The following is an 11085-nucleotide window of genomic DNA, read 5'->3' as shown; positions in this document are numbered from 1 at the left end:
TTGACTATTTATAATATGTATTTGGGGTAGTATATATTTAGCTGCAATCATCATAATATCTCCTAAATAAATTTGTACTGATTACATATTAATGCATTAATATTCATTTATCAATTTTTTCACCAAAATTAACGAAGAACCACTTTTAAAATTATAGAATACAATTTTAAAATGGAACGAAAGAATCAGGGGTTGAGAGGGATGAAAAGCAAAATTAAATATTGTTAATAGATAAATTACATCTATCCATATAGGATAGGTGTTTTGGAGGTAAGAATATATTATCAAAGGAACTAAAAATAATTAGGATTAGAAAAAACTTGGCCCGGGTTAGGACTCGGAAAAATCTTGGTCCGGGTTAAGGCCCGGAAAAATCTTGCGAAACAAAGAAGGTTATGATAATATACTCCGTAGAAAGGAAGTGAGAGATATTGAGTGATATTAGGAACTTGCATATTGAAGAATTAAAGAAAAGGTTTCAGTCATATGATACAATTAGCGTTGATGATTTTAATGATTTTTATAAAGATGTTTATGGAGAAATAAAAAGAAATACTGTAGATTGGCTGATATATAAATTGAAAAAGAGTAAAATCATTAGAAATGTATCAAGGGGACAATATGTTTTGGAAGATAATAGAAAAGGTCCTGTAACCGAATATGCTGTTATCACAATGGATATCATAAAATCTTCTGAAATGAGTTATAAGAAATTTAATTTAGAACTAAGAAAAAGAGTAAAAGAGTTAAATTTGGCAATTAAGCATAGTTATAACTGTGAAAGAGAATTTTTTATTTCACAAGGTGATGAAATTCAAATTATATGTCCATTTGAAAACGAAATAATATATTTATTAATAATTACATTGTGTTATTTACACCCATTTAAAGTAAGATATGCAGTTAGTTTTGGTATGATTGAAAGCGAATTGAAAAAGAATTCATGGGAAATGAATGGACCGATTTTTTGGAATGCGAGAGATTGCTTAACTAAATTAAAAAATAGCAAAGATTATGACGGATTAGTTATAAGTGAGTATAATTATACAGATAAACTTTGTAACAATATATTATCTTTAGTTAATAAAACTATAAGAAGAATTACTGATAAACAATGGGATGCAATTAGATGTGAATTATCAAAAAAGCATATCGATAGTGCTTTAGAAGAACTTGAAATTAGCAAAACGAGTTATTATGATAGATTAAATGTATCAAATATGGAAGAAATAATAAAAGCACTAGAAACAATAGTTGAAATTATGAAAAAAAGGAGATTAATTGTATAATGTTTACAAAAAATAAAGAACTAACAGTGGATAATATCATATAGTAGAATTATTCAATTACAAAGGTAGGGGGGATATGAATGCCTTGTAGACATGAATTTGGAATAATAGATTGCTTAGAAGAATATAGAGAGGAGTATGAGCCTAAAAAATATAATTGTACTTATGTAGAGGATGATTTATTAGATGAAATATATGATGAAGAGTTTAAAGCTAAAATAGAAAACCTTCACACTTTTGCACATAATACAGATAGACCGTATAAAAACCTTGCGTATTATGGAATAACTTTGATTCCACCAAAATCTCTTAAAAAATTTTTAGATATTATCATTGAGGCTAATGCAAAACATAAAGCAAAAGAACTTGAAATGTTGATTGATAAAATAGCTGATGCAATTAAAGAAAATAAATGGATGATTCATTATGGTATTTAAAGAGTAATTCTTTGAGGCATACAAAAGGGATACATAGTAGTATTGGCTATTTAACTCCACAGGAATATGAAGATTTAACTAAAAAAATCATATGAAAAGTTCAACTTTTTCTGTCTAATATATTGACATAGAACCAGTATAACTAACTATAAAAATTAGTATACTGGATTTTGTTATTTATCCTGAGTTGTCAGTAACTGCGTAAATGTAAAGGAATAGACGGATATAAAATGATTTATGTTAAGGCACTTATTTATGGAGTACCTTCTATAATTGATAGAAAAGGGAATTATTTGAAAGATTACACATTGTGTTACAATTAAAATAAAAACGAGTGAAAAGGAGATAGACATGCCAATAAAAAAATATGATAAGCCCAATAAGACTATACAGTGCATTAGACTCCTGAAAATACTCAAATCGAAAAAATATGTAAAAAAAGCAGAAATAGCATACCTATTAGGAGAAGAAACTACCAGAAATATAAATAACTATAAAAATACATTATATGATGCAGGCTATCCCATATATTATAAACCTGGCAAAAATGGCGGATATACTTTGGAATTTGATGCAATGTTGCCAAGTATGAAAATGAATGAATTTCAATTAAAATCACTAAGTGTAGCATATGAATACTTGTTAAAAGAGAGTAATGTTCCTAACAAAAACACATTACTTGATTACTTAGGTAATGGATTTTTAGAAAATGAGAAGACTTATAGTAAAGAGAAATTAGCACTTTATGGTCATTTTCCATTAAGTATGCCTCCACAAGAAATTGAAAAAAGATATTACATAATTCAGACAGCAATAGATTCAAAAAGAAAAGTGAGGATATTGTACAAGGGATATAAGCAAGATAACTATAAAATCATTCACCCGTACAAGCTTTTCAAATACACCAATTGGCTTGTTTTTGCTTATGATGAAAGTATTTCAAATAAGGCCTATTCAAGATTTAGTAAGTTTAAATTGCACAGAATGAAAGAGATTGAATTACTTGATGATGAGTACATTGAAGATACCAATTATAAGGAAGAAGAGTATTTTGATAATCAAGGGGCTAAAGAATCCATTACCCATGTAAAATTAAAAGTTTATGGACCAATGGGACGGATGTTAGATGAAAAGATCTATGGTGAGAATCAAGTGGTTACATGTCTTGATCCAAATAGACAAATTTATTTATTTGAAGCAGATATGCGTAATCCATTGGTAATAAGAAAATTCATTCTTTCATTTGGTTCAAGGTGCGAAGTGATTGAGCCAGCAGAAATAAGAGATGAAATAATAGCTGAAGTAAAAAATACACTGGCTTCTTATGAAAAATATTATTTTACTGAACAATCTTTGTGTAATAAAACGGATTATGATGGTGTTATAAATAATGAAGAGAGGTCAAATAAAATGATTATCAAAGGGAAATATAGTGAAGCTATAGTTTATACAGACATAATTGAAGAAGGTGCAATGAGTCAGATAAAAGAAATATGTGATATTGAAGCATTTGCTAATTCTAAGATTAGAATAATGCCAGATGTTCACCAAGGAAAAGGGTGCGTAATTGGATTTACCGCAAATTTGGGAGAGAAAGTGATACCAAATATTGTAGGTGTTGATATTGGTTGTGGTATGTTAACTGTGAAATTAGGGAAAGTTCATATAGACCTGAAAAAACTTGATGATTATATTAATACAAATATCCCAAGTGGAAAATCCATTAATCAGCATAAGCAAGTTGAATTTTTGTCAGTATTAGAAGAATTGAAATTGCTTAAGGATGTAAGACAAGACTTGAAAAAATGGAATAGAGCCATTGGATCCCTTGGTGGAGGAAACCATTTCATTGAGGTGAATATTGATGAGGAGGACAATAAGTATCTTGTCATTCACTCTGGTTCAAGAAATTTGGGACACGTAGTAGCTACTCATTATCAGAACCAAGCTATTGAATACCATTCTGGATACGATAATGAATATCTAGAAAGCAGACAAGAATTAATTCATACTTACAAACGTGATGGTAGACGAAAAGAAATTCAAAATGCCATTGTTGAATTAAAGGCGAAATTTTATAAAGATAAAAAACTTCCTGATGGGATGTGTTACTTAGAAGGACATAAGAGAGGGGAATATCTTCATGATATGTCAATATGTCAACGTTTTGCAGAGCTAAATAGAGAGATAATAGCGAAAAGAATTTTGACGTATATGTTTGGTCATGATGATTTTCAAAGTTTCCAAACCACTCATAATTATATTGATTTTCAGGACAATATCGTTAGAAAGGGAGCCATAAAAGCTTCAAAAGACACTGAAGTATTGATACCCATAAATATGCGTGATGGTTCAATCTTTGCTGTAGGTAAAGGGAATGATGAATGGAATTGTTCTGCACCTCATGGTGCTGGAAGGTTAATGTCAAGAACTAAGGCTTTTGAGTTAATTGAGTTCAAAGACTTTAAAGAAGAGATGAAAGGTATTTACTCTACTTCTATCACACCAAAAACTATTGATGAATCTCCAATGGCGTATAAATCAATAGAAGATATTCTAGATAATATTGGAGATACGGTAGAAGTAAAAGCCATACTTAAGCCAATTTATAACTTTAAGTCCCAGAATTAGTAGGTCAAAATGGATATTGCAAATCATGTATATATGTATTCTACCCACGTTTCCAAGTTATTTAAGAAAGAAACAGGTATGATACCTACGGAATTTAGAAATAAAAATATGAAATAAGGTATATGAAAAAAATATATAAAAACGGGAAATTATAAAGTAATTGCTTATGATTTCCCACTATGCTATAATTGATAACAAATCGCAATAAAATATAGTCGCTTTATGGTTTATTTATAAAAATGATGAAAAGGGAAATAGGTGAAAATCCTATGCAGCCCCCGCTACTGTAAGATTGACGACATTACAATATGCCACTGTGTTTAACGGGAAGGCGTGATGAAGGATGATATCAAAGCCAGGAGACCTGCCATATAAGCATTAAGTGTATTCTTCGGTGGGAAGAATTGCAATGTAACTCTTTTGTATTGCAGCAGCTCCCTACTTGATGGCTGTTTTTTTATTGCACAAAAACATAAAAGGAGATGTATTATGCAAAACAAATTAATCGTACTTGTACTTGTTCTATGCCTTGGTCTAATGGCTGGTTGTACAACAAAAGAAGTAGAACAAGTAACACCAGAGACTGAAATGCCTTATACTTACACTGAAAATTTTAATAATCAAGACCATGAGATGACAATTTCATCAGCTCCTAAAAAAGCTGTTTCCATGTCTCAATTTACAACTGAAATTCTACTGACTTTAGGGTTAGAAGACCAAATGGCTGGTACAGCCTTTTTAGAAGAAGAAATTTATTCACCCCTTGCAGATGCTTATAAAAAAGTACCTGTTTTATCAGAAAAATGGCCAGCTTATGAAGTTCTTATGGGAGCAGAACCTGATTTTGTTACTGGTTGGGCAGTGGCATTTTCTAAGCGTGGAGTAGAATCTTCTACTATCTTACAGAATAATATTCCAATTTATGTACCAAATTCTACAAAGTCAATGGATGCAACACTAGATACCCTATTTGTAGATATGATTGAAATGGGAAAAATCTTTGATGCTTCAGATAGAGCTCAAGCTTATGTTAAAGATCAGCAAGAACTTCTGAAAAATGTACAAAAGAAAATTCAGGACTTGCCTGAAAAACGTGTATTTATTTTTGATTCAGAAGATGAAGAACCCTTTACTGTTTATGAAGGTTTTACAACAAATCTTCTATCTATGATTAACGCCAAAAACATTCTTTCTGGTAAAGGTGTTGAAAGAACATGGGGTAAAGCTAGCTGGGAAGAAATAATACAAGAAGACCCTGAGTATATTATTGTTGTGGATTATGGTACAAGTATTCGTAACACACAAGATTTTGATGGCAAAGTTGCATCATTAAAGGCCAATCCAATTCTTAAAGATGTAACAGCAGTAAAGGAAAATCAATTCATTCGTGTCAAGTTATCAGAAATCGTACCTGGAGTTAGAAATGTTGAAGCCCTTGAAAGGTTAGCAGAAACAATTCATGGGGTGACTCTTGAATAAGTGTGAAAAGGGGCCTTTTATGGGCCTCTTTTTTTTATTAATCTTAATAATTAGCAGCTTAATATTAATATCAATTACGCTTGGTGCTGTTACCATTCCCCTAGGACATATTTTCAATAAAGAATTGACAAAGACACAAACCCTTATTTTATATGATATACGATTACCACGGGTTATTGTGGTTGCTTTAGCAGGGGCTTGTTTATCTATGGTTGGTGTTTTTATGCAAACTATTACGAAAAATCATTTGGCAGAGCCTTATATTCTTGGTATTGCTTCTGGTGCTTCTGCTGGTGCTGTTGCTGCAATCATCCTTGGAATATTTAACTTCCTAGGCTCGTGGCATGTGTACGGTGGTGCGTTTATGGGGAGCTGTATTGCAGTTGCCATGGTTATCTATTTTGTTGGCTATAGCAACAATCCTATTAAACTTATATTGGTGGGTGTTGGGGTATCTGCTTTCTTCTCTGCACTTACCACAATGATTATATATACTTCTACAAATGAGGCTCAAATTCGTAGTGCCATGTTTTGGATGGTTGGCAGCTTTTCGGGTATTCATTGGCATGACCTTCCAGGAATTTTAGGTGTGACTGTATTTGTTGCTTGTGTTGGAATTGTTTTTTCAAAAGATCTAGACATTCTCTTGCTTGGTAGAAGGGAGGCTCAGTTTCTTGGGCAATCTGTGAGTAGGTTCTATATATTTATTACTGTTAGTGCATCCCTAGCAGTCTCTGTACTCGTATCAAAAACTGGTGTTATAGGATTTATAGGTCTTATTGTACCACATATGAGTCGAAAATTAGTTGGGGTAAAACATGGCTATTTATTACCCACTTCTGCATTAGTGGGAGGGATTGTACTTATAATTGCCGATAACATGGCCAGAACACTCTTTCGTCCAGAAGAACTGCCCATAGGTATTATGACAGCCCTTATTGGTGCCCCACTTTTTATCCATATTATTCTTAAAACTTATGACAAGGAGGGTTTATGATTAGAATAGAACATCTCTCATATACCATTGGAAATAAGCACATACTAAATAATATTAACTGCCATATTGAAAAAGGACTAATTTATGGAGTTATTGGTCCTAATGGAAGTGGTAAAACAACCCTTTTGAAGCATCTTTACAAGGAAATTCCTTCAGATAAGAGTATTAGGATAAATGGAGAATATATAGAAGACTATACATATAAGGAGTATGCACGCTGTAGTGCTATTGTCACTCAAAATCAAGATATGATTGAAGGGAATTTATTGGTTAAAGACCTGGTATTAATGGGACGATATCCATATAAGAGACCATTTGAACCCTATGATGAGGAGGATTATGATAAAGTTGAAGGGGCACTGGTGAAAGTTGGACTTTTAACCTGTGCAAACCAAAGCTTTTCTACCTTATCTGGTGGTGAAAGACAAAGGGTTCTTATTGCAAAGGCCCTTTGTCAAGAAACAGAACTATTGATTATGGATGAGCCAACTAATCATCTTGACTTGAAACATCAGGTCACCTTAAAAAAATTGCTACAAGACTTTCAAGGAACGGTTATTTTAACATTACATGACTTAAATTTTGCAAGTCAACTTTGTGATAGATTGCTTCTACTCAAAGACGGTGAAGTATTGGTGGAGGATAATACTGAACATGTCCTAAGGAGTAAGTCACTTTCTGAAGCATATGAACTTGACTTTCATATTAAAACAGAAGAGGGCCATGTAAATATTACACCAATATACGAATAAAAAGATTAATAGATAAAAGCATCCTATAGGCTAGATTTTCTCATTTAATCCTTCTAAGGAAATTTCATCTATATTATCATTTGAATCACTGATTTTCCAATCTGAATATAATTTGTCCTAAATTTTAATTCTAACATTCATAGGACAGTGAACAGAATAGATTCCAAATAATGTTACACCTCGTAAAAGGAAAGGATATACTTACTTTAGGCATATTCAAAAAATAACCTAGTCAAATTCCTCAGTGACATGACTAGGTTATTTTTTTATATGCTTAATTAATTCATCTGTTAAGTGATGAACCTGACTTAGGTTTAGTCAATAGGTATAAAAATATGTAAAAATCTTTGTGACAATTGTCAATTTACATGTAAATCTCCTAAAGGTATAATTTTCTTAAGAAATGGGAAGAGGAGAGGGTAAAGATGGCAGGATTAACACTGAAAAATATTGAAAAAAAGTATCCAAATGGGTTTCATGCAGTGAAAGATTTTAATTTAGATATAGAAGATAAGGAATTCATTGTATTAGTAGGGCCTTCAGGGTGTGGAAAGTCAACGACTCTTAGAATGATAGCAGGACTTGAAGAAATTTCATCTGGTGAATTGTATATAGAGGAAAAACTTGTAAATGACATGGCACCTAAGGATAGGGATATTGCCATGGTATTTCAAAACTATGCACTATATCCACATATGACAATTTATGACAATATGGCTTTTGGCTTAAAACTTAGGAAAAAACCAAAGAAAGAGATTGAAGAAAGGGTAGTTGGAGCAGCTAAAATACTTGGTATTGAGGATTTGTTAAAAAGAAAACCAAAGCAACTTTCAGGAGGACAAAGACAAAGAGTTGCATTAGGTCGTGCCATTGTTAGAGAACCAAAGGTGTTTTTAATGGATGAACCCCTTTCAAATCTAGATGCAAAGCTAAGAGTACAAATGAGAGCCGAGATTAGTAAACTTCATCAAAAACTTCAAACCACATTCGTTTATGTAACCCATGATCAAACGGAGGCCATGACTATGGGAACAAGAATTGTAGTTATGAAAGATGGTATAGTGCAACAAGTGGCAGACCCTCAGACTATTTATTCTTCACCATCAAATATGTTTGTGGCATCATTTATTGGTTCCCCTCAAATGAACTTCATTAACTGCAAATTAATTAAGGATGGTAATAATCTTTATGCTGAATTCCAAAATAACAAAGTACAGATTTTAAAAGATAAGTCTAAATTATTAGAGGAAAAAGGATATGTAGGAAAAGAGGTTGTTTTAGGTATTAGACCGGAAGAAATATTCGTTAAAGATGATAAATTAGAAGGAGGGGACAATTCTATAGAAGTAAAAGTTGATGTAACGGAAATGTTGGGCTCAGAGACATATCTGTATTTAGATATGAAAGGTCATAACATGATTGCAAAAGTAGATCCAAGCACAAATGTAAAGATCGGACAAAAAATTCATGTTGCTTTTAATTTAGAAAAAATCCATATATTTGATAAAGAGAGTGAAAAAACAATATTCTAATATGAAAAGATAAGCCTATGAAGGATAGGATTAATAGGGGAATAGAACATGGATAGATGTAAAATAGAGCTATTATTTAGCAAAATAAAAGGGATTATAGATGCAGAAATAAATTTAATAGATTTATCTGGATATGTAATAGAAAGTACATGTGATAAAAAAATGGATACCTATGATTCACAATTTAAGGGATTACATATTGAAAAGGGTATTCTAAAAAAGGGAAATTATCTTTATTTCTTTTATATGGATAGATATATAATATCCATAAGGGAAACAGATGATCAAGCAGAGAAACTTGCAAAAATCTTGGGACTCTTTATGACGGAAGATAGTCATAATCCATATGAAGAAGAAGTTATAAAAGATATTCTTCTTAGACGAGCTGTGAAAAGTGACCTAAGAGATGATCATAAAATCATAAATAGAGATTCACAGGATCCCATGCAGGTTAGTGTGATTAAAATAAAGAAAGATATGGGACATGAAGTAAAAAGCCTAATCACACATATTTATCCCAAAGATTATTTTATAAAAATCAATAGGGATTTATTTGTATTTATTAAACATGACAAGGATGGATGGGAAGAATATGTGCCCAATATTTATGAATCCATGTATTCAGAACTGTTTTATGAAGCACAAATAGGGGTAGGTACAATTGTTTACCATATACAGGATTTGCCTACTTCCTATGAAAAAGCCATGGTAGCTATGAAATTGGGAAGTATTTTTTTGAATAATAAGGATATATCCTATTATAAGGATCTAGGAATTCCTGTTCTTATAGAGAATATGAATATGGAAAAATTAAAAGAATTTAAGAAAGATATGCATTATGAAATCGGAGAGGTTTTAAAAGATAAAGAATTGGAAATGACTATTTTACAGTTTTTCAAAAACGATTTAAATGTTAGTGAAACGGCAAAAAAAATTTTCATACATAGAAATACATTGATTTATAGATTAAATAAAATCTATAAGTTAACGGGTTATGACTTGAGGAAATTTGAAGATGCCATGAATTTTAAAATTGCAATGTTGATCCATGTGTATCTACAAGAGGATCAATTAGGGACTTATGACTAGGTGAGATTCAATTGTCAAAGTAGCTATTGGCTAATTTAGCATAACCTATTTAATGCATACTTACCATGCTAGGAAAAGAAAGATATTTACCTGTTTAGAAAAGTTGCTGTATAAGAAAAGCCCTGATTTCTTAGAATTTAGGGCTTTTAGTCTTTATTTAAATACTATTCTTTTCATATTAATGAGTGTGGTTCTTTTCATCAGCTTCAGCATCTGCTTTAGTTTCATGAACTGTACCACGTGGATGTTCAGGTGGTCCATAGATAGCATATAATTTAAGTGGTGTATCACCTGTATTGATTAAATTATGCCACTTACCAGCGGGTATCATTATCCCATAGTCATCATAGACTTTTTCCTGAAAATCCAATTTGTTTTTACTATCCCCCATTAAAACAAGTCCTTCACCTTCTTCAATGCGTATAAATTGGTCCCCTTTGGGATGAACTTCTAAACCTATGTCCTCTCCAACAGGTATGCTCATCAATGTAACTTGTAAATTGTCTCCTGTCCATAAAGCAGTACGGAAAGTATCATTTTGTTTAGTAGCCTCCTCAATATCAATTGTAAATGGCTCTGGACCATAATCTTTTAATTTAGGAATATACACTGGTGTGTTAATGTAGTAGGGACATGGATAGGTTTTATACATATTACACATGGGTGTGTAAATACAATAAGGGTATGGATAAGGATAGGGCCTATACATATTATACATACTGTTCATTCCTTTCATAGTCTTATAAAATTATCATATGTGCCACCTATAGAAAAGGTGCCTTGATTCACTAATACCCCATGGGATTGAGATCACATAACTATCTATTTACCCATCGTAAAGTATAGTTGCTGCTAACTTGTAATAAACCAGTTATATGC

10 protein-coding genes and 1 riboswitch are annotated in these 11085 nt (G+C 31.8%); of the genes, 9 read left to right on the top strand and 1 reads right to left on the bottom strand.

Annotation, left to right across the window (positions count from 1 at the left end; all coding sequences use genetic code 11):
- Positions 1-431 precede the first annotated feature (431 nt).
- The 9 genes from N4A57_RS06265 to N4A57_RS06220 all read left to right on the top strand — a co-directional run bounded on the left by N4A57_RS06265 (position 432) and on the right by N4A57_RS06220 (position 10206).
- Positions 432-1289 carry a SatD family protein gene (locus N4A57_RS06265; protein WP_293656902.1) on the top strand — a complete coding sequence of 286 codons (858 nt, stop codon included), beginning with the start codon at positions 432-434 and terminating at the stop codon, positions 1287-1289.
- An 80-nt stretch (positions 1290-1369) separates the two neighbouring features.
- Positions 1370-1726, top strand: a complete 357-nt coding sequence (locus tag N4A57_RS06260) for a hypothetical protein (protein WP_293656901.1) — start codon at positions 1370-1372, stop codon at positions 1724-1726.
- Positions 1727-2077: 351 nt separating this feature from the next.
- Positions 2078-4357 (top strand): RtcB family protein, encoded by a 2280-nt coding sequence (locus tag N4A57_RS18505; RefSeq protein ID WP_330671469.1) that lies wholly within the window; start codon positions 2078-2080, stop codon positions 4355-4357.
- A 9-nt stretch (positions 4358-4366) separates the two neighbouring features.
- Positions 4367-4474 (top strand): helix-turn-helix transcriptional regulator, encoded by a 108-nt coding sequence (locus N4A57_RS06245; RefSeq protein WP_293656900.1) that lies wholly within the window; start codon positions 4367-4369, stop codon positions 4472-4474.
- Between the two features lie 89 nt (positions 4475-4563).
- Positions 4564-4743, top strand: a riboswitch (cobalamin riboswitch).
- Between the two features lie 151 nt (positions 4744-4894).
- The gene (locus N4A57_RS06240; protein WP_293656898.1) at positions 4895-5836 is read left to right on the top strand and encodes an ABC transporter substrate-binding protein; all 942 of its coding nucleotides are present in this window, start codon (positions 4895-4897) and stop codon (positions 5834-5836) included.
- On the top strand, positions 5829-6833 hold the full coding sequence (locus N4A57_RS06235) for a FecCD family ABC transporter permease (protein ID WP_293656897.1): 1005 nt from the start codon (positions 5829-5831) through the stop codon (positions 6831-6833). The genes N4A57_RS06240 and N4A57_RS06235 overlap by 8 nt, the downstream gene beginning before the upstream one ends.
- Complete coding sequence (locus N4A57_RS06230) at positions 6830-7585, top strand: ABC transporter ATP-binding protein (RefSeq protein WP_293656896.1); 756 nt, start codon at positions 6830-6832, stop codon at positions 7583-7585. The genes N4A57_RS06235 and N4A57_RS06230 overlap by 4 nt, the downstream gene beginning before the upstream one ends.
- A gap of 425 nt (positions 7586-8010) precedes the next feature.
- Positions 8011-9117 (top strand): ABC transporter ATP-binding protein, encoded by a 1107-nt coding sequence (locus N4A57_RS06225; protein ID WP_293656895.1) that lies wholly within the window; start codon positions 8011-8013, stop codon positions 9115-9117.
- 48 nt (positions 9118-9165) lie between these two features.
- A complete protein-coding gene (locus N4A57_RS06220) occupies positions 9166-10206 on the top strand; it encodes a PucR family transcriptional regulator (protein WP_293656894.1) in 1041 nt (346 codons plus the stop codon).
- 178 nt (positions 10207-10384) lie between these two features.
- Here N4A57_RS06220 and N4A57_RS06215 read toward each other — a convergent pair whose 3' ends face one another.
- A complete protein-coding gene (locus N4A57_RS06215) occupies positions 10385-10942 on the bottom strand; it encodes a cupin domain-containing protein (RefSeq protein ID WP_330671468.1) in 558 nt (185 codons plus the stop codon).
- Positions 10943-11085: the final 143 nt, after the last annotated feature.

It is taken from the genome of Anaeromicrobium sp. (genome assembly GCF_025210435.1).
In the GTDB taxonomy this organism is placed as follows: Bacteria; Bacillota; Clostridia; order Peptostreptococcales; family Thermotaleaceae; genus Anaeromicrobium.
The sequence above is the reverse complement of the archived record's forward strand: the minus strand, read 5'-3'. Positions and strand labels throughout refer to the sequence as shown.

What these genes read in the sequence shown, in the direction of transcription:
- N4A57_RS06260 (WP_293656901.1), top strand. Translation starts at nt 1,370, where the DNA reads ATGCCTTGTAGACATGAATTTGGAATAATAGATTGCTTAGAAGAATAT.
- N4A57_RS18505 (WP_330671469.1), top strand. Translation starts at nt 2,078, where the DNA reads ATGCCAATAAAAAAATATGATAAGCCCAATAAGACTATACAGTGCATT.
- N4A57_RS06245 (WP_293656900.1), top strand. Translation starts at nt 4,367, where the DNA reads ATGGATATTGCAAATCATGTATATATGTATTCTACCCACGTTTCCAAG.
- N4A57_RS06240 (WP_293656898.1), top strand. Translation starts at nt 4,895, where the DNA reads ATGGCTGGTTGTACAACAAAAGAAGTAGAACAAGTAACACCAGAGACT.
- N4A57_RS06230 (WP_293656896.1), top strand. Translation starts at nt 6,830, where the DNA reads ATGATTAGAATAGAACATCTCTCATATACCATTGGAAATAAGCACATA.
- N4A57_RS06225 (WP_293656895.1), top strand. Translation starts at nt 8,011, where the DNA reads ATGGCAGGATTAACACTGAAAAATATTGAAAAAAAGTATCCAAATGGG.
- N4A57_RS06220 (WP_293656894.1), top strand. Translation starts at nt 9,166, where the DNA reads ATGGATAGATGTAAAATAGAGCTATTATTTAGCAAAATAAAAGGGATT.
- N4A57_RS06215 (WP_330671468.1), bottom strand. Translation starts at nt 10,942, where the DNA reads ATGAAAGGAATGAACAGTATGTATAATATGTATAGGCCCTATCCTTAT.